Source organism: Clostridium sp. K04 (assembly GCF_019734375.1).
GTDB classification, from domain to species: domain Bacteria; phylum Bacillota; class Clostridia; order Clostridiales; family Clostridiaceae; genus Clostridium; species Clostridium saudiense.
The window spans coordinates 42242-63805 of sequence record NZ_JAASHD010000008.1 but is presented as its reverse complement, the minus strand read 5'-3'; the positions used below and the strand labels follow the sequence as shown (position 1 = coordinate 63805).

The window sequence follows — 21564 nt, the reverse complement described above, 5'->3', positions numbered from 1 at the left end:
TTAAAAATTATTCCAAAATAACTAAATTTTATTCAAAAAATAGGCAGTAAGTTTCCTTACTGCCTACACAAACTAATTTTTAATTAAACAATCATTATTTTCTTTTTTATTCTTTTCTTCCTTAGCTTTTTGTTTATTTTCTAGATTTTCTTTCCATAATGGCTCTGCTCTCTTAGCCCATGTTAATCCATAATTTATAGTCTTCTTACATAAATCATCTACATTTTCTGGATCTATAAATTCAGTAGATTTAGCACCTGAATTTTTAACCATTTCTGCTATCTTAGGTGCATTATCTAATATTGGACATGGTCTGAATTGATTTTGATTAAATGGTTGATTCTTTTGATATTCCATAAATAATGGTTGACCTAAAGCTTCTATTAAAGATACATCTTTTATATTTGCATTTGAATAATGGCAGAATACACAAGGCTCTACATCACCATTTGCGTTTATATGGCAGTATCTTCTTCCTCCTGCAACACATCCTCCAACATATTCAGCATCATGCCAGAAATCCATATTAAATATAGCTTTAGTACTACGCCAGCCCCTTATAGTTCTATATAATTTTTCTCTTTGATCTGGATTTGCCATTAATGATGTATCTGTTTTACAGCCTATTGGCATAAATGTGAAATACCAAGAGAAATATGCCCCTTTATCTATCATTAAATCAATAAATTCTTCTGAAAGAACGCTATCGCAATTAGCTGTTGTAAAGCAAGTTGAGAATCCAAATGGAATTCTATTAGATTTCATAAGCTCCATAGCTCTCATTATATCTTTCCAAGAGCCTTCCCCTCTTCTTCCATCTGTAGCATCATCAAATCCTTCAACACTAATTGTCGGTACTAAATTGCCAACTTCAATTAAATCATCACAGAATTTTTGGTCTATTAATGTACCATTTGTGAAGAACATAAATACACAATCATTATGCTTTTTAGCAAGCTTTAATATATCACTCTTTCTTACTAATGGTTCTCCACCAGTCATTATATAGAAGTATATTCCTAATTCCTTTCCTTCTGTAAATAGCTTATCTAGTTGTTCATAGCTTAAATTTAAAGCCTTATTGTAATCTGCTGCCCAACATCCTACACAATGCTTATTACAAGCTGTAGTTGGATCTACTAATATTGTAAATGGTATTTCATGGCCATACTTATCTTTATTTCTTTGTATTTCAGCCCAACCTCTAATAGATGCATTTAATAGGAAATTAGTAAATACTGTTTGAACTATGTTTGGATGTACATTATTGATTATGTTACACATTAGTTTAGTCCAGTTATTTTCTGGATCTTTTAAATATCCTTCTATCATATCATATTGATCAACATATATTTTTTCTGTATCAAACTTTCTAATCCATTCAATTATTTTAGGTAAATTCTTTTCCGGATCTTTCTTTAAATATCCTAAGACTTGTTTTAATGCAAATTGTTGAATTTTATATTTTGGACTTAACATTTAAATATCTCTCCCTTTCAAATAATATTAAAATAATTACATATAATTTTTATACCAATAGCTAAAAGAATAATTCCCCCACAAATATCTATTTGTTTTTTATATTTGTTGCCCATACAGTATCCAACCCATAAACCAATAGTAACTAATATACTTGTTACTATAAATAAAATTAAAATATTACTTATAATTTCTGTTCTCAATAAGCCAAATCCTATTCCTAAAATAAATGCATCTATACTTGTCGCTAGTGCCAATCCTACACTACCTTTATATCCAAAAAATTCTTCTCTCCTTTCATTATATTTATTAACCTTAAATGCATTTCTAAAAAATTTTATACCTAAATAAAATAATATTATTGCTGAAAACCATTGATTTATTGATATGATTTTTTCATTATTTATATTTAACATAGGGTATAATGCAATAATCATTCCAGCTGCTAACATAATTGTTTGAATTGCTCCAAATATTATACCAACTAATAATGCTGTTGATTTTTTTAAATTTCCCTGTGTAGATCCCCTACATACTGCTACAGTAAATGCATCTAATGCTAGTCCTACAGAAACTATAATTATTTCCCATAATCTCATTCATCTACTTCCCTCCTCATATTTTTTATTTTAGTCTTTATATCCAAATAAAGGAATCTATAATATTACTCATTTGTATTTATAAATAAACAATAATAATAATTTGTAATTTTTAATATACAAACACTTAAAAATGTATATTAAATATAATATAGAAATTAATAGACCACTTAAGTGCACTAATTACACCTAAGTGGTCCATATTTTATATATTACATTATTAATTTAAATCGTTAACTATATCATCTAATGAGTTAGTCACTAACACTTTATACTTATTAGACAATTCTTTTGCAGAAATACTTACTCCTTCCTCTATCCATCTTTTAATTATAAATGTTAATCCCCTTGAATAGTATTCTGCAATATCATCTACTGAAAATTTTTCATTTTTTTCGTTACTGGTTCCATATTCCTCAAATAACTTTTTAAACATTTTAACTAAATTACTATTAATAATTTCCTCAAAAGAGTTCTGCCCTGTTACCTTAACTGCTTGTAAGTAAAAGCTCTTATTACTTTCTATTCTTGAAAACATATAATGTATAGCTTCATAAGGCATTTTGCTTTCTATTAACATTTCGCTTCCTTTAAATATATCTTCATAGCAAATTTCCTCTAAAACTTCATACTTATCTGCATAATGATTATAAAATGTTGGTCTTATAAACCCTGCAGCATCAGTTATCATCTTAATAGTTATCTTATCAAAGCTATGCTTCAGTATTAAATTTTTAAAGCTCTCTTGCAATGCTGTATGCACATCTTTTCTATTATTCATAACTCACCTACAAACTGCCTTATATTAAAAGTAAATAACTTTATTTTATAAACTTGAAATTATAGTAATCTAAATAAGACTAAAATTATACAGCTTAAATTATATCATGCTTTGTAATATTTTACCATCATCTATACTGTATATATCTTTCATATATTATTATATAAGCTACTATAATAATATATAAAAATTCCTAATATTATTACTATTTATTAATAGTGATTATCCTTATCTTTTATAAATATAAAAATGAACATAATATTACTACTATGTTCATTCTTACATTTGCTATATGCTTTTTATTTGCTTTTTAAACACATACATTTTCTTATCAGCTTCTTTATATATTTCAATTAGAGGTCTTTTATCACCATTACCTCTATTAAAATATCCATAAGAAATTTCTAATTTACAAATTTTATTATAATTATAATCTTCTATTTTTTCTTTCATATCATCTATCTTTGACTTAATTACTTCTATATCAATATTATTTAAAATTGCTATAAACTCATCTCCGCCCATTCTTCCAACAAATCCTATGCTTCCTAATGTTTCTTGAAGTATACCTGCAAATTTAATTAGTAATTCATCTCCTATATGATGTCCAAAATTATCATTAACATATTTAAAATTATTTAAATCAAATGATACTATTGTTATATTAGATTTATACTTGTTGTCTAACTCCTTAAATTTTATATCTACTGCTGCTCTATTATTTGTATTTGTTAATCCATCTGTATAAGCTAACCTATGATTTTCAATATTCTTATAAATTATTCTCACTCCAAAAATAATTAATAAGAATCCAGAAGTTAGAGCCAATAATTGAAATATTACAAATTTATTGAATCCTGATAATACTTCATCCTTTGGAATTAAAAATACAGCATTCCATTTAACCGAATCTAATGGATTAAAGTTTGCGTAATATGTCTCTCCATTTAATTTTACTTTTCCTAAAGACGTTTCACCTTTATTAATTCCTTCTCTTAAGAAATCTATGTTATTAGATTTCCCTTCAAAATCTTCAAAAATATTTTTTGAGTCATGTACAAATTGCATATCTTTATGTGCTACATAATCACCATTATTATTAATTAAAAAGCTGTAACCACTCTTTCCAACAACTTTATTTTTAAATATATTATATATTTTATTTAAATCAATTACTCCACAAAGTGCTCCAACCTTCTTTTTACCTTTATATATAGATACGCTTAATGTAGTTATTGATCTATTTTGATGAACTTCCATGAAAGGCTCTGTTACAAATCTTTCATTATCTATGACATCATGAAAAAAATCTTCATGAGATTGGTCTTTAACTTCATTTCTATTAACATAATATCCATTACCTAGCATGTCCATTATTATAAAATGTTCAAAATTTAATAAAGTTTCCTGCCCCTTTAAAAATGAATATTGTTCATCCCAATTCATGTTATAGATATTTTCATTATTAGCCAAATAACTTAAGATTTTAAAACTGTACTCAAAGTATTCTTCAATGGATTCTTTACATTGATTTCCATTATCTTCAAGGCTTTTTTCAATTATTCCTACTTGATTTTGTTTTGATTTATAAAATGATATTACTGAAAAAGTTAATGTTAATATAAAACATATAAATACTATTGCTATTATTACTTTTTCATTCATCTTAACTTTTACATTATTTGTATTTTTCCTTTTGTACATTCTTACTACCCAATTTAAACCCTTTTTTTTCTATTTATATAATTATATTATATCTAATATCAAACAATTAAAAAAGGTTAATTCCTATTTTATACCAACTAAGTGCTAATTGTCTTAAATCTATACTACTTTAATAATTATTTATAAATTTATTGCCATATCAATGCTAAACTTTTGTATGTACATAAATAAAAAAAGAATTAGATAATACATTTATTATCTAATTCCCTCATTAATTATTCTATATATCTAATACACCTAGCTACGTTCTCAGCAGTGGGCTGTTTCAAATCACTTGCTTCGCTCGTTCTTTGACAGCCTTTGCACGGAACGTGCTAAATACTTCTCTTCGTCACTATCGTTCCTTGATAAGTAAAGCTACGTTCTCAGCAGTAGGATGAGCAAATCCTTCCTTTTAGTCACTCTTTGAAATCCCTTGCATGGAACGTGCTAAATACTTCTCTTCGTCACTATCGTTCCTTGATAAGTAAAGCTACGTTCTCAATATGAGCTGTATGTGGGAACATATCTACTGGTTGAACAGTTGTAGTTTTATATCCATTTTCCTCTAATATAGCTAAATCTCTTGCTAAAGTACTTGGATCACAACTTACATATACTATTCTTTCTGCATTTATATTTGTTATGGCATTTAATAGTTTAACATCACAACCTTTTCTAGGTGGGTCTACAACCACAACATCAGCCTTTATTCCTTTGTTAATTAAATCTGGTATAACAATTTCTGATTCACCAACAAAGAATTCAACATTATCAACATTATTTTCTTTTGCATTTATATTAGCATTTTCAATAGCTTGTGGAATAATTTCTACTCCATAAACCTTCTTAGCCTTTTGTGATAAGAATAAAGTAATTGTTCCCGTTCCACAATATGCATCAAATACAGTTTCATCTCCACTTAATTCTGCATATTCAAGAGCCTTACCATATAACACCTCTGTTTGAATAGGATTGACTTGGAAGAATGATAATGGTGAAATATTAAATTTGAAATCACCTATATAATCACTTATAGTAGGCTCTCCCCATAATGTTATACACTCTTGCCCTAATATTACATTTGTAGGCTTAGAGTTAATATTTTGAACTATACTTTTAATTCCTGGTATATTATCCACCATTAATTTTATAAATTCATCTTTGTTTGGTAACTTAGCTCCATTAGTAACTAATACAACCATTACTTCATCAGTTTTAAAACCACGTCTAATCATTACATGTCTAAGTATTCCACTTTCATCATACTTTCCATCAACATTATATGGTTTTATATTATTCTTTTTAATCCATTCTCTAGTCAATTGTACTACTTTATCTGCAACCTCATCTTGAATCAAGCATGTTTCCATATCTATTATTTCATGACTTCTTGGTGCAAAGAATCCTATTTTTAATTCTCCATTTACCATTCCAATAGGTAATTGAACTTTATTTCTATATCTCCAAGGTTCTTTCATACCTAGTGGGAATTTTACTATTCCTTCATCAAGTTTGCCTATTTTACTTATACAATCCTTAACTCTTTCAAATTTGAAATTCAATTGTTCATTATATGTAGAATGCTGTAATTTGCATCCTCCACATCTTTTATGTATGTTACACTTTGCTTCACATCTTTCTGATGATGGCTCTATTATGTCTACTAATTTACCATATGCAAAATTCTTTTTAACTTTTACTATCCTTGCATTAACTCTTTCTCCTTTTAATGCGCCTTCTACAAATACAGGAAAAGTATCATTTACTTTTGCTATTCCTTCTCCTTCATATCCTTGTGAAATAATATCAAGTATATATTCCTTATTTTTTTCTATCAAATCTATCACCTATCAATCTTCTTATGTTATTCTAACAAACTATTAATATTATATACCAAACTACTAATGTAATAAACATACCATATCTTTTTTATGTAAAAAAAAGACACCTTTCGGTGCCAAATAATGAAATCAGTTGCCTTTACCATTTTAATTCTTTCGAACTTACTCTGATATTATCAATTATACCCTAATTTATCAAGTCTATTTGTAAACTTTTTGTTAACTTTTTATAAAAAATAGTATTTTTGATATGATATCTTGCAGTTTTTAAGCATTTTATATTTGCTTATGAATAATTTTATGCATTTTTTCTTTCTAGAATAACTTAAATAATAAAATTTTCTTTGATAATACTTTATAAAGAACAAAAAAATAAGAAGTGCAAATTTACACTTCTTATTTTATGTTAAATTATTCTACTACACTTACTTTTAAAAGGTTAGTTGATCCAACTTGATCTAATCCAGCAGCTATTACAACTGTGTCTCCAGCTTTAGCAAATCCATTTTCAACTGCTATCTTAGTAGCGTTAGCCATCATAGCATCTGTTGAATTTTGGTCTTCAGCAACTACTGGGTAAACTCCGAAGCAGAATGCTAAGCTCTTAGCAACTTTTTCACATGGAGTTACAGCTACGATTGGGCATTCTGGTCTGCATTGAGAAATTCTTCTTGCAGTTGCTCCACTCTTAGTTGAAGAAACTATTGCAGCAGCGTTTAATTCGTTAGCAGCATTGCAAGCAGCTCTTGAAATAACTCCTGATACAGCTGGAATGTGAGATTTAGCTGTTGAAACAGCTGTTTCATAGTTTAATTTAGTTTCAGCTTCAACAGCTATTTTAGCCATTGTTTGAACTGATTCTACTGGCCAATCTCCGTTAGCTGATTCCCCAGATAACATGATTGCATCTGTTCCATCTAATATAGCATTAGCTACGTCAGAAACTTCTGCTCTTGTTGGTCTTGGGTTTCTCATCATAGAATCTAACATTTGAGTTGCAGTTACAACTGGCTTTCCAGCAGCGTTACATTTTTCGATCATCATCTTTTGAACAGCTGGTAACTTTTCAAATGGAATTTCAACTCCTAGGTCTCCTCTAGCAACCATTAATCCGTCAGAAACTGCTAATATTGAATCTATGTTATCAACACCTTCTTGGTTTTCGATCTTAGAGATGATTTGGATGTGTTCTCCACCATTTTCATTTAATATTTGTCTGATTGTTTCAACGTCTGAAGCTTTTCTTATGAATGAAGCAGCTACAGCATTTACTCCGATTTCACAACCGAATTTTAAGTCAGCTATATCTTTTTCAGTTAAAGCTGGTAACTTAATTGAAACTCCAGGAACGTTAACTCCTTTGTGAGTTGCAACAAATCCAGTGTTTTGAACTGTACAGTGGATTTTGTTTCCTTCGATTGATTCAACTGTTAATCCTACTAAACCGTCATCGATAAGGATAGTGTCTCCTGGTTTAACATCATTAGCTAATCCAGCATATGTTACTGAACACTCTTCAGTGTTACCAACTACGTCTCCACCTGCATGTACAGTGAATTTAGCCCCTGCTTGTAATTCAACTTTCTTAGGTTCAAATTTACCAGTTCTTATTTCTGGTCCTTTTGTATCTAACATAACAGCGATTTCTTTGTTGTACTTCTTAGCTAATTCTTTAACTAAGTTAATTCTTGCTGCATGTTCTTCGTGATCTCCATGAGAGAAGTTATGTCTTGAAACGTTCATTCCTGCTTCAATTATTTGTGATAATATTTCTGGGTTTTCACTAGCTGGACCGATAGTGCAAATGATTTTAGTCTTTCTCATTTAAAACTCTCCTTTTAATCTCTAATTTAATGTATTTTAAAATAAAATATTGGCAATATTAATTAAATTATTTAGAAATCTCTTCTGAAATTTCATATAATTTTTCATCAAATGTTCTGTTTAAAGCTAAAGCTTCATCTATATCTTGGTCAAAGATTTGATTGTTCTTTATACCAACAACTTTTGAAGTTTTACCTTCCATTAAAAGTTCAATTGCTTTTGAACCCATTCTTGAAGCTAATACTCTATCAAAAGCACTTGGAGCTCCACCTCTTTGGATGTGTCCTAATACAGTTGCTCTTGTTTCAATTCCAGTTTGAGCTTCAATATACTTAGCTAATTCAGAAGCTCCACCAACACCTTCAGCAAGTAAAACTAAGTTATGCATTTTTCCAGCTTTCTTACCTTCTAAGATAACTTTGCATAATTCATCTTTATCATATCCTTTTTCTGGTGTAATGATGTATTCAGCTCCACAAGCTACACCTGTGTGAAGAGCAATATCTCCACAATTTCTACCCATAACTTCTACGATAGAAACTCTTTCGTGAGAAGTTGATGTATCTCTTATTTTATCTATAGCATCAACTACAGTATTTAATGCCGTATCAAATCCTATTGTGTAATCAGTGTAAGTTAAATCATTATCGATTGTACCAGGTAAACCTATAGTTTTTACTCCTAATTTTGATAATAACTTAGCACCAGTGAAAGATCCATCTCCACCGATAACTACTAAAGCTTCTACACCATTATCAGCAAGAATTTGTACCGCTTCTTTTCTTACTTCTTCTTGTTTGAATTCTAAACATCTAGCAGTTCTTAAAATAGTACCGCCTCTTTGAATTATATCTGAAACAGATGATCTATTCATTGGGAATAACTCACCATTTATTAATCCAGCATATCCTCTTTGTACTCCCATAACTTCAATACCATTATGTATTGCAGTTCTTACTACCGCTCTTATTGCAGCGTTCATTCCTGGAGCATCTCCACCACTTGTTAAAACAGCTATTTTTTTCATAAAATATTCCTCCTCGAAACTACTAAGGACTCTGCATGTCCACACACTTTGAAATATTCCTTATTATTCTTTTATTGTTAAACTTTTTACCACCTTTTTTATTTTACTTGTAATCTCTTCTTATTGCAACTAAAATAAATATTCTTATGTCTAATTTTATCGTTTATTTACATTATTACCTGTTTATTTTGCCCTTAATCAATTAAAATTATATAAACATTTTTTTATTTTTGTATCTTTACACATATTTCATATTAACACTTTTTTTATTATTTTTCATTAGAAAATAGAAATTATTATCAATCTTTGTTATATAATTAACATACTTCACAGGGTAGTTTTGGTTATTTTTAGTTGAAATTTATATTGAAAAACTTTTATTATCTTATTTTATTTGTGAAATGTTACAAATTTTCAAAAAAAAATATTATCTTGCTCAAAATTTTTGAATCAAGATAATATTTTTTTAACAATTTTACTCTACAACTTTAACATTTGAATCTCCAAAAACTTTTTTTAATTCAAATACTACTTCACTATTTAAATCAACCCACATATCTCGTGGCATTCTATAATTTTTTCTATCATTGGCAGTAAATACATACAAGGCAGAATCACCTTTATATTCAGAAACTACGTCAATTAGCTTTTGTTTCATTGCCTTAGCCATTTGCAAATCATCAACCCTTATATATACTTTATCACTGTTTACTTTCTCTAAAGGTTCTATACTTTCACAAATAAGTTTTGGTTCTTCATCTTCTTTTATATTCACTCTACCATTAATAACTACCATTGAATCTAAATTAATTAAGTTTCTAACTTTATCTAATGTTTTAGGAAAAACAACTACTTCAATAACTCCAGTTAAATCTTCTAGCTTTAAGAAAGCCATTATTGAATTATTTCTAGTTACTTTTTGATTTACCTCTGCTAATATTCCTCCCAATATTACTCTTTGATTATCTTGAATTAAGTGATCATCATCACCTAATCCATCCATAATAGCTTCATATGATTGGAATATAGTTTCAATTGTAGTAGATGTCATCACCTTTAAACTTTTTTCATATTCATCTAAAGGGTGACCTGATATATAAAGCCCTGTCATTTCCTTTTCCATTGATAATAAATTATTTTTTGCAAATTCTTTTATGTCTGGATATTTTACTTCAGGCTCTTTTATACTCTCATCTGCTATACCAAAAAGACTAATTTGCCCATCTATATTTCTCTTTTTCTCATTATATATGCTATCCATTACTTTTTCATAAACAGCTAGTAATTTTGATCTATATATTTTAAACTCATCAAATGCACCTGCTTTTATTAAGCTTTCTACAGCCCTTTTATTTATTGTTGATAAATCTATCTTGCTAATGAAATCAACTAAAGACTCAAAGTTACCTTTGCTTTTTCTAGCCTCAACTATTCCATCAACAACATTTACCCCAACATTTTTTATTGCTGCAAGACCAAATCTTATACTGTTTCCTTTTACAGTAAACTTTGAATAGCTTTCGTTTATATTTGGAGGTAACACTTGTATACCTAAGCTTTCTGCAAATTTTGTATAATGTGCTACTTTTTCACTTGTTCCCATAACAGAATTAACCATTGCTGCTATGGTTTCTACTGGATAGTAATGCATTAAGTATGCTGTCTGATAGCCTATTACTGCATAGGCTGCTGCATGTGATTTATTAACATTAATGTTATTATAAAGCTTTTATGCTTTATACTTCATATTTCTATAAAGATCGGACTATATCATTATCCTAATCACTTTAGGATATAGGGCACTCGTGGATATTTCACCATATAAAATTTACTTAGGCTATTTTATCTAGTCTCTGAACCTTTAACCTATTTCTAGGAGACTTGGCTGCGGATTAACCAATCCTTAAACTTTTTACTATACCTTAGATAATTACTCTAAGCCCCTAATCATATTACTATATTAGGTTAGTATTTAAGGCTCTAAGGTCTTCCCCGCAATTCACCCTATTTGCTTTACAGCTCCTACTGTAAAGGCACTCTTTATTTCGTTCCACTTATTATATTTTCTTTCTAACTTTATAGTTGATTTATCATACAAATAGTTAAATATATTATCAAACTCTTTTTTTGCATTTATTTTTAGACACTTTATCTTTTCTGTCTTTGTATCATATAATTTCACATAATTAAATTTAGTTTCTCTTTTAATTTCATTAAGAAACGATTCAGTTCCTAGAATCATAAAGCAATATGTTGGATAAATATATTTTATAATTCCTTCATTAGCTTTATAATAACTAGTATTATGAGATAATATTATACTTCCATCTCCATCAAAATAACCTCTTATAAAATGCCTTATTAAAGCCTTATCAATATTAGGCAATTTATCCATCGTTAGCGATTTATTGGGATATAATCCTATTTCCCTCAATCTAGTTGCCATTATTTTAGAGGAAAAACTTAATGAATATCCTTCTTTAGAATTTTCAAAACCACCCTTCTTGGTACGCCTAATATCTCCAGTAAATTGAAGCTCATTAGCCATAAACTCTAGTATCTCTAAATCATTTATAGATACTACTATATTATTATGATTTTCATCTCCAACAAATCCATCAGCATAAATAAATCCTAATATATATGCTTTAGCTTCTATATCAATACAAGCAAAATAACATTCATCTAAAACATATCTATTTTTTAATCTAGTATTTATACCTTCTTCTTTTAAAACACGTCTTACAGCTCTATCTGATACATTTAAATTTTTTGAAATATCTCCCATACAGACGCCTTTATTTTTATAATAATAATTTACTATTTTGTATTTATCATAACCATTAAGTTCTCTATAATTTTTAAACAAACTTATATTCACCTCTATGAATATAATTTCTAAATTATAGGTAAATTATACATAATAATCATTAACTTTCTTATAGAATGCATACGAAGCAAAGTCCATCATCTGGTCGAAAATTTCATTTGCCGCTTTTTCACTTATGCCATTTCTCAGACAACCTGGTACTTCTACATTACCATTTTCATCTACTATTCCATATATAAAATTCTTTCTTTCTTGCTCCATTACACTGTGCTTTTTCTTTGACATGGCTCTTCTAACCATATCACTTCTTCCAAGTGAGTATCCACCTAGATCTCTAACAATCTGCATAACTTGTTATAGTGATAGGTAACTCTACCTTCGTCTTAACGGTCAGGTTTTGTTTTCCCCCACTTCACACCGTACATGCGACTTTCATCGCATACGGCGTTCCATTAATTATTACAAATGTATTTCATTCTCTCGTATTTTCTTTTAAGATATAGTGTTGAATCATTATACATATATTCAAATAGTTCTCTTGAAAACTTTTTTCCACCTAAGAAGTAACATATATTTTTACTTTTAGTATTAAATATGCTCAAATCACATCTATTTAACTCAACTAGAATTCTATTTACTAGATTATTACTCCCAACAAACCCACTCCTAAATCTCCTTATATCTGTTATTCCATCTCCATCAAAAACTCCTCTTATGAAATCTCTAATATATACTTTAGGTATATTATCTGGAAAAATTTCAAATCCTGTTTTTTGAGGTACAATACCATAATTACTAAGACTTTCACACATATGCCTTGATGTCAAACTCACATAATAACTTGGATTTTTCCCACATTTCATTTTTGCTTCATTTATCCATTTTCTAATAGTTGCTTCATTTGCTCCTATGAGACAAGCTACTTTTTGAGCTGAATAACCAACTAAATAATATTCTATTGCTTTCTTTTTTGTTTCAACACTATATTTCACTTAGACAACCTCTAATTGTATTATTTTCCAAACAATTAGAGAATATACATTTGCTTAACTAACTATGCCCCTTCGCTCCATAAAAATTACTTTACTTCATCACTACTACAGGCTGCTGCCCTTATTCTTTGTGAATCATTTCCTATTCACTAGTACCATCGGATTTCAACATCCTTAACATTTACTGAATAAGTTCAAACGTTCCTATCATTCTATCTTTACATATTAACTTAGGCCTTCTCTATGAACCGTCAAGTGCCTTTTTGCTATCTTAAGGTAAGCTAAAAGCAATTATTTTTTAATAATTATAATTTAAATAACCAAGAATACTTAAATTACACTTGAATCTAAATACTTTCTCTTCGTACTTTAATGGTTAACGATTCTTCAAACGAGAATTTCTTTCGTAGCCATATTAATTTTATAGACCCCCGATTACTTCTCTAACCACTTCCCAGGTCTGATTTTCACCGACTTCAACGAGCTTCATACATATTCATGTTGAACTAAATATGCATGTCGTAGTATTAGGGAAGAACTACCTTAATTAGTTCTTAAAAGGTATTTCACCTTTAATATCAAATGATAAGTTAGATAAATATTTATCCCTACAATTTTATACTACATTTCTATAGTTTTTGTATTTGTAGAACGTTTCGCACCTTGATATACCATTACCCCATATGTGACATCCAGTATACTTTCAAGTTCTGGTGTCTCATAATGCACACTGTCTTTATTTCTTTTACCTTCTATATATCTCGGAATCTCAGCCATAGGACCTGGTCTATATAAAGATATACCAGCTATGATATCTTCTAAGCAGTCTGGCTTAAGTTCCTTCATGAATGATGTCATTCCTGGAGATTCTAATTGGAATACACCAGCTGTTTTTCCTTCACCAATCATGTTATATACATTTTTATCTTCAAAATCTATTTTATCTAAATCAATATCTATTCCTTGATTTTCTTTAATCATCTTAACAGCATCACTCATAACTGTTAAAGTTCTTAAACCAAGGAAATCCATCTTTAGAAGTCCTAGCTCTTCTAATGTTGTCATATCAAATTGAGTTACTATCATTTCATCATTTCTTTGAAGTGGTACATATTCAACCAATGGCTTCGATGCTATAACCACCCCAGCTGCATGCGTTGACGAATGCCTTGGTAACCCTTCTAGAGTTTTACTAACATCAATTAATGTTTTTACTCTATCTTCTGTCTCATATGCAGCCTTAAGCTCTGGATTTAAATCTAATGCCTTTTCTATTGTTATTCCAAGCATTGTAGGAATCATTTTAGCTATTCTATCTACTTCTGCATAAGAGTAGTTCATAGCTCTTCCTACGTCTCTTAAACACAATCTAGCCGCCATTGTACCAAAAGTAATTATCTGTGATACATTTTTAACTCCATACTTTTCAACAACATAATCTATTACTTCCTGTCTTCTTTCATAACAAAAATCCGAATCTATCTATTACTACCCTCTCTTTCGAGATACTTAAACACTACTTTTGTAGTGGGTATAGACTATATCTTCACCCACCGACCTTTATACGGTTTGGGCTGCCCCACTTCGCTATGTTTCATAAACATAGCTACGTCCCCTTGGACTAGTCGTTGAACGTTTCCCTCTTCAGGACTTCGCTGCTTATTACCCAATCTATTAATTTTTCAACATTCACGTTTAAGCTTATTTCATCTTTACGTTGTAGTATCAATAGCTCTAAGGGCTTTCAAGCAATTCGAGGCTCTTTAAGTATATTATTTCTAATATACACGACTATTAAGTTAAAATGTAGATTTTAAATTTATATATTTGATATATTTTCTATCTAGATAAATTGTAGAATTATCATATAAATAACTCATTATATTGAATGTTTTTAGACGCCCACCATAACTTATATAATAGTTATTTTTCTCATCATTATATCTTTAACTAATTTTTCGCTATTTATTAATATTCTACAATATTTACAACTACCATAAACCGAGTTAGATACATACGATTTAATTTTATAATCTGAACCTATACATTTCTTGAATTTTTCTAAATGCATCCTATCTAAATTAGCTATTGCTATTCCCAATTTACTTCCAGTTACATATCCATCTGCATAAATAAACCCTAACCAATATGCCTTTTCTTCAGTATCTATTTCAGAAAAATAATCATCATTCACTGAATAAACTAAATGACTATCCCTTAAATTTCTAGTACTAACTTTCCATCTTTTTAACGCATCATAGATACCACATAAACTACATCCAAGTTTATCTGCAATTTTACTACATGATAATTTTTGATCAATATATAAATTTATAATTTCAAACTTATACTTATCCAACTCATATCGCTTCAAATTTCTACACTCCTAAGAATTTAATATATTCTTAGTATAAACTTATTTCTAATCTGGCATACTAACTCTTTCCGGATTTAAAAATCTTTCAAAGAGCAAGCTATACTTTATCGGATTAATTTTTGTTATTCCCAGAGTATAAGCAACTATAGAGCCTGCTGCCGATCCCCTTCCTGGTCCCGTTGGTATTCCATGATCATTTGAATACTTAATAAAGTCCCAGGTAATCAAGAAATAATCAACATATCCCATTTGATTAATTACACCAAGCTCATAACTAAGCCTATCAACATAAGTCTTTGCTTCCTCATTAGTTTCAGCAAATTCCTTTACATCTTGAACATTAATTAACTTATTCCTAAATTGTTCAAAGACATCATATCTTTCAACAAGACCTTCAAAACACACCTCTTCAAGATAATCAAAGTGAGTTTTATATTCCTCAGGAACTGGGAAATTAGGTAACTTAGATACATGGAATTCATAATCAAAATTACATTCATCTGCAATTTTAATTGTATTTTCTAATGCCTCTGGAACATAAGAAAACATATTCCACATTTCTTCTGGTGATTTCAAATAGAACTGATCCGAAGGATATCTTCTTCTATTTACATCTTCAACAGTTTTACCTGTTTGAATACACATAAGGATATCATGAGCCTTAGAATCCTCTTGTTTAATATAATGGACATCATTAGTTGCAATTAAAGGAATTCCAGTTTCTCTAGCTAACTTAATATTACCTTCTGTAACCTTTCTTTGCTCCTCCATTCCATGATCCTGAATTTCTAAATAAAATCCATCTTTAAATATGTCCTTATACATCAAAGCAACTTCTTTAGCTTTTTCATAATCATCTCTTAATAAATTTTTTTGTACTTCTCCACCAAGACAAGCACTTAAAGCAATTAAACCTTCACTATGCTCTCTTAAAAAATCATGGTCAACCCTTGGCTTATAGTAAAAACCATCAATTGAAGCAGCTGATACTATTTTCATTAAATTTTCATATCCAACTTGATTTTTTACTAATAAAACTAAGTGATATGTACCATTATCCTTATCATTAATTTTAATATCCATTGATTTACTTGCTACGTAAACCTCACAACCAAGAATAGGTTTAATTCCTTGTGCTATAGCTTCTTTATAAAAAGCTACACAACCATACATTACACCATGGTCAGTAATTGCTATACTTTCCATACCTAGTTCCTTAGCTCTGCTAATAACCTTTTTAATTTTAGCCGAACTATCAAGTAAACTATACTCAGTATGTAAGTGGAGATGACAGAACTTTTTATTTTCCAATAAAACACCCCCGTTTGAATTAGTTAAAAGTTTTTAATTAAGAGTTAATAGTCTATTGTATAAATCCCCAAATGATTTATATATTAACTATTAACTAACTAATAGTTTCCACTTCTAATTTCTTCTGCTATTTTTTCTATTTTTCTTAGCCTATGATTAATTCCAGACTTACCAACTGGCGGATCTAGCATTTCTCCTAGCTCTTTTAGCGATTCATCTGGATAGCTTAATCTAAGTTCTGCAACTTCTTGAAGATTTTTAGGCAATCTTTGAAGTCCAATACTATTTTGAATAAGCTTAATACTTTCAACCTGTCTTACTGCTGCATTAACTGTTTTACTCAAATTAGCTGTTTCACAGTTTACAAGTCTATTTACGTTGTTTCTCATTTCCTTCATTATTCTTATATTTTCTAATTCAAGTAATGAAGTATGAGCTCCTACTATGTTTAAAAGGTCAACTATTTGCTCACCTTCTTTAATATATATTATAAAACTATTTTTTCTTTGAATAACCTTTGAGTTTAATCCAAAGGAATTAATTAGTTTACATAAATCAATTGCATATTCTTCACTATGAGTTACAAACTCTAAATGATATGTCTTTTCAGGATTAGTTACACTTCCCCCACCAATAAAAGCTCCTCTAATATAAGCTTTCTTATACTCTTCAGTCTTTACCATTTCAGGATCAATTTTATAATCAATAGTTAGTACTCCATCTATTTCCTTGAAAATCCCTGTTTCTTGAAGTAAGTCCCTAACCCCCATATCTTCTTCTATTAAAACCATGTAGATATTGTTCTTCTTTAATGAGTTACTCTTTTTAACCATTAATTTAGAATGTATATCAAAGTGTTCCTTTAGCAAAGTGAATATATGTCTTGCTGAAGCTGGATTTTCTGTTGTAATTCTAAAGCTAAGACCTTTTCCACTAAATCCTATAGTTCCACTACCTTTCATTATTGCTGAAAGCTCTGCTAATGCTTCCTCTTTCGATATATCAGTATATCTGCATATTTCTCCTTTTACTTTCGCTGAAAACGACATAAATTCTTTCTCCTAACTAACTATAAATATATAACACATTATATCATAAACTGTTCCTACTGTGTCATAATATAATAATGGAAAATTACTTTAAAGAAAAATAGAGGATATTGCCTATGCAATATCCTCTATTTTTCTTTATTATTTTTAATTTTTTTAGAAACGTACATATACTCCATTATCTTCTTTTTATCATATAATAGCTTTTTATCAAGAACAGTTGTCATCAATACTTGTGCCAAATATTCTGAATCATGTTTTACATATCCCTTAGTTATTTTAACCAAATCTGTTTCTACTACCTTAACACCTAAGTCCTTTATATTATCATAATCTAGCTCAACTAATTTAGAACCTTCACTTAAATATCTTTCCTCTATATCCTTAGGAATTGTCCCATTATTTGCAATAACATATTCAACACTATTTTTACCACTATACTTCATTAACGTTTTTATATGATCAGAAACAGTAAAATCATCAGTTTCCCCTGGTTGAGTCATTACGTTAGAAATATAAATTTTAATTGCATCACTTTTATTTATACACTCTGCAATATCCTCTACTAAAAGATTTGGAATTATGCTTGTATACAAACTTCCCGGCCCCATGACTATTGCATCTGCCTCGCTTATAGCCATTAATGCATCTAATAAAGGCTTTGCCTTTTCAGGTTCAATCTTTAAGTTTTTTATTTTACTTTTTTGTTTAATAACTTCATCAGGTATTATAGATTCACCCTCTACAATATTTCCATTTTCAAGTTCTGCAATCAACTTCATATCATCTAAAGTAACTGGTAATACTTTTCCTGTTACAGCAAGTACTGAACTCATTTTTTGAACTGCCGCTTCAAAGTTATCGCTTATCCCATCCATGGCAGCTAAAAATAAATTACCAAAACTTTGTCCCTTTAAAGTTCCTTCTGTAAATCTATATTGAAGTAAATCCTCCATTATTGGCTCAGTATCAGCTAAAGCTAAAATACAGTTTCTTATATCCCCTGGTGGAAGCATTCCAAGGTCAGCTCTAAGTTTTCCTGAGCCTCCCCCATCATCACCAACTGTTACTATTGCTGTTATATTATTAGTATATAATTTAAGTCCTCTCAGCATTGTTGATAAACCTGTTCCCCCACCTATAACAACAATCTTTGGTCCTCCTACATGAACTCTCTTTTCATCAACTAAATCCTCAATATTTTTATCAGTTATAGTTATTTTAATTTTTTCATTATTTATTAATGCAATAAACGACTTTATAAATTCTGATAAAGCTATATACATAATTAAAAGTCCTATTAAGCTTAGAAATAAGTATAAAACTTTAAATGCTATACTTTCTCCTACCTGTGAAAAAATTTCAATAAACCCTACTACCGATAAAACCATACCAATAAAGCCTAAAAAAATCCATCGTTTAATTTTTATACCAGGCTTCATCAAAAACTCCATTATCATAGTTTTTTATCCCCTTTATGAACATCTTCTTTAATATCTCTATGTTCTATATAAACATCATAATTTTTTTCATGTAAATTCTTGTAAATTTCATTTGCAATAGCAACTGATCTATGTCTTCCCCCTGTACATCCTATTGATATAATAAGCTGTCTCTTTCCTTCTTTTTTATAATTAGGAATTAAAAATTCTAACATATCAATTAGCTTATATAAAAAGTTCTTTGTTTCATCTTGTTCTAAAACATAGTCTTTAACTGGAGTATCTAATCCTGAGAAAGGCTTTAATTCCGGTATATAGAATGGATTTGGTATAAATCTAACATCAAAAACTAAATCAGAATCAACAGGTATACCATATTTAAATCCAAAACTTAATACTGTAATAGACATTTGCTTTTCTGGAAGAGTTTCATCACCAAAATACTTAGTCATTTCTTCTCTTAAATCTCCAATTTTATATTTTGATGTATCTATAATGATATCTGCTTTATCCTTAACCTCTCTTAATTTTTCTCTTTCTAACTCTATTCCAGTTATAACTCTTCCTCCACCTGATAATGGATGGCTTCTTCTCTTTTCTTTAAATCTCTTTACTAAAACTTCATCAGTTGCATCTAAAAATAGTATTTCATACTTAAATTGATCTTTTTCTAGTTCTCTTAAACTTTGGAATAAATCATTAAAGAATACTCCACCTCTTATATCTATTACTAATGCAACTTTATCAATTTTACCGTTACTTTGTGAACAAACTTCTGCGAATTTTGTAATTAATGTTGGTGGTAAATTATCTACACAAAAATATCCCATATCCTCTAAACTTTTTGTAGCTTCTGATTTACCTGCACCTGATAAACCTGTTACTATAATGAATCTCATATAATACCTCCAAAAACTTCTGCTTTATTTAATCTTATGATATAACTTTACTAACTCTGAACTTATATAATTCTGTATAGAATAATTATATCAAAACAACTTTGCTTTTACACGATTTAATTAACTAAATGTAATATTTAGAACACTTCATAAATTATTTTTAATGAAACTCCTTCTCCTATTCGTCGAATGAGTAAGTTTGCCTTGCCAAATATAAAATTTGGAGGCTCAATTATATCAAAACAACTTTGCTTTTACACGATTTAATTGAGTAAATAGAATATTTAGAAACCTTCACGAATTATTTTTAATGAAACTCCTTCTCCTATTCGTCGAATGAGTAAGTTCTCCTTGCCAAATATAAAATTTGGAGGCTCACTTATATCAAAACAACTTTGCTTTTACACGACTTAATTGAGTAAATCTAGGCATAAAAAAAGTTGCCCTAAGGCAACCCTTTACTCTTCACCAATTATTCTAACTTCTGGATGAAGCTCTACTCCAAATTGTCTCTTAACTTCATCTTGAATATATTTTATTAAATCAGTTATATCTTTAGCTGTAGCATTTCCTTTATTGATTACAAATCCTGAATGTTTTTCAGAAACTGCTGCTCCTCCTATAGAATAACCTTTTAAGCCTGCATCTTGAATAAGTTTTCCTGCAAAGTACCCTGTAGGTCTCTTAAATGTACTTCCTGCTGATGGATATTCAAGTGGTTGTTTTGATTCTCTTTTATTTGTTAAATCATCAACCAACTCTTTTATTGTCTTTACTTGCCCCTTTTCTAATTTAAACACAGCTGATAATACTGTATATCCTTTTTTCATAACTATTGATGATCTATATCCAAAGTCTAAATCCTTATTTGAAAGTCTTACAATATTGCACTCTTCATCAATTATTTCAGCACTTTCTATAACATGAGCTATTTCTCCATCATAAGCACCTGCATTCATAAATACGGCTCCACCTATAGTTCCTGGAATTCCACAAGCAAATTCAAATCCAGTTAATGAATTTTCCATAGCTTTATCAGAAACTGCTTTAAGCATAGCTCCACACTCTGCTTCTATTTTATCTCCATCTACAATAATAGTGTTAACTTCTTTTAAAGAAATTACAACACCTCTAAATCCACCATCTCTAACTAGTATGTTAGAACCATTTCCTATTAAATAAAAAGGAATTTTGTTTTCCTTACAAACTTCAACACTCTTTATTACCTGCTCTTTTGATTTTGGAATCAATAATATATCTGCTGGCCCACCAACTTTAAAATTAACATAACTACTTAGTTTCTCATCTATCTTAATATCATTTTCATCATAAAATTTCCCAAACAACCCTACAAATTTATCGTATTTATTCATGACAAGCTCCTTAAAATTATAAAATATTTACAA

The 21564-nt window shown here is 29.3% G+C and carries 14 protein-coding genes and 4 pseudogenes; all 18 read right to left on the bottom strand.

The annotated features are described in order from the left end of the window. Positions 1–72: 72 nt before the first annotated feature. The 18 genes and pseudogenes from HCG70_RS05115 to murB all read right to left on the bottom strand — a co-directional run bounded on the left by HCG70_RS05115 (position 73) and on the right by murB (position 21531). Positions 73–1479 carry a radical SAM protein gene (locus tag HCG70_RS05115; protein WP_055291531.1) on the bottom strand — a complete coding sequence of 469 codons (1407 nt, stop codon included), beginning with the start codon at positions 1477–1479 and terminating at the stop codon, positions 73–75. 17 nt (positions 1480–1496) lie between these two features. Then, entirely contained in the window at positions 1497–2078 is a 582-nt protein-coding gene (locus tag HCG70_RS05110; RefSeq protein ID WP_042397631.1) for a manganese efflux pump, read from the bottom strand. 220 nt (positions 2079–2298) lie between these two features. Further along, the gene (locus tag HCG70_RS05105; protein ID WP_055275261.1) at positions 2299–2859 is read right to left on the bottom strand and encodes a TetR/AcrR family transcriptional regulator C-terminal domain-containing protein; all 561 of its coding nucleotides are present in this window, start codon (positions 2857–2859) and stop codon (positions 2299–2301) included. A gap of 288 nt (positions 2860–3147) precedes the next feature. Further along, positions 3148–4563 (bottom strand): sensor domain-containing diguanylate cyclase, encoded by a 1416-nt coding sequence (locus tag HCG70_RS05100; RefSeq protein WP_221697529.1) that lies wholly within the window; start codon positions 4561–4563, stop codon positions 3148–3150. A 470-nt stretch (positions 4564–5033) separates the two neighbouring features. Then, positions 5034–6404 carry a 23S rRNA (uracil(1939)-C(5))-methyltransferase RlmD gene (gene rlmD, locus HCG70_RS05095; protein WP_055291573.1) on the bottom strand — a complete coding sequence of 457 codons (1371 nt, stop codon included), beginning with the start codon at positions 6402–6404 and terminating at the stop codon, positions 5034–5036. Between the two features lie 414 nt (positions 6405–6818). Continuing rightward, positions 6819–8231 carry a pyruvate kinase gene (gene pyk, locus HCG70_RS05090; RefSeq protein ID WP_055275256.1) on the bottom strand — a complete coding sequence of 471 codons (1413 nt, stop codon included), beginning with the start codon at positions 8229–8231 and terminating at the stop codon, positions 6819–6821. A 67-nt stretch (positions 8232–8298) separates the two neighbouring features. Further along, positions 8299–9258: a 6-phosphofructokinase gene (gene pfkA / locus HCG70_RS05085; RefSeq protein ID WP_042397640.1), complete on the bottom strand. Its 960-nt coding sequence runs from the start codon at positions 9256–9258 to the stop codon at positions 8299–8301. 475 nt (positions 9259–9733) lie between these two features. Continuing rightward, positions 9734–10963 (bottom strand): annotated as a pseudogene (locus HCG70_RS05080) (OB-fold nucleic acid binding domain-containing protein); the annotation flags it as partial. Positions 10964–11257: 294 nt separating this feature from the next. Then, positions 11258–12127 carry an LAGLIDADG family homing endonuclease gene (locus tag HCG70_RS05075; RefSeq protein WP_221697528.1) on the bottom strand — a complete coding sequence of 290 codons (870 nt, stop codon included), beginning with the start codon at positions 12125–12127 and terminating at the stop codon, positions 11258–11260. Between the two features lie 69 nt (positions 12128–12196). After that, positions 12197–12442, bottom strand: a pseudogene (locus HCG70_RS05070) (hypothetical protein); the annotation flags it as partial. A gap of 98 nt (positions 12443–12540) precedes the next feature. Beyond that, positions 12541–13080, bottom strand: coding sequence for a helix-turn-helix domain-containing protein (locus tag HCG70_RS05065; protein WP_055275249.1), 540 nt, complete (start codon positions 13078–13080; stop codon positions 12541–12543). Positions 13081–13743: 663 nt separating this feature from the next. Further along, positions 13744–14562: pseudogene (locus HCG70_RS05060) on the bottom strand (DNA polymerase III subunit alpha); the annotation flags it as partial. 430 nt (positions 14563–14992) lie between these two features. Then, entirely contained in the window at positions 14993–15454 is a 462-nt protein-coding gene (locus HCG70_RS05055; protein WP_055275247.1) for a helix-turn-helix domain-containing protein, read from the bottom strand. A 51-nt stretch (positions 15455–15505) separates the two neighbouring features. Beyond that, a pseudogene (dnaE, locus tag HCG70_RS05050) lies at positions 15506–16768 on the bottom strand (DNA polymerase III subunit alpha); the annotation flags it as partial. 98 nt (positions 16769–16866) lie between these two features. Beyond that, entirely contained in the window at positions 16867–17817 is a 951-nt protein-coding gene (gene whiA, locus HCG70_RS05045; RefSeq protein ID WP_042397649.1) for a DNA-binding protein WhiA, read from the bottom strand. 128 nt (positions 17818–17945) lie between these two features. Beyond that, the gene (gene yvcK, locus HCG70_RS05040; protein ID WP_042397651.1) at positions 17946–19277 is read right to left on the bottom strand and encodes a YvcK family protein; all 1332 of its coding nucleotides are present in this window, start codon (positions 19275–19277) and stop codon (positions 17946–17948) included. Further along, on the bottom strand, positions 19274–20158 hold the full coding sequence (rapZ, locus tag HCG70_RS05035; protein WP_195955675.1) for an RNase adapter RapZ: 885 nt from the start codon (positions 20156–20158) through the stop codon (positions 19274–19276). The genes yvcK and rapZ overlap by 4 nt, the downstream gene beginning before the upstream one ends. A 458-nt stretch (positions 20159–20616) precedes the next feature. Continuing rightward, complete coding sequence (gene murB / locus HCG70_RS05030) at positions 20617–21531, bottom strand: UDP-N-acetylmuramate dehydrogenase (protein ID WP_042397657.1); 915 nt, start codon at positions 21529–21531, stop codon at positions 20617–20619. Between the last annotated feature and the right edge of the window lie 33 nt (positions 21532–21564).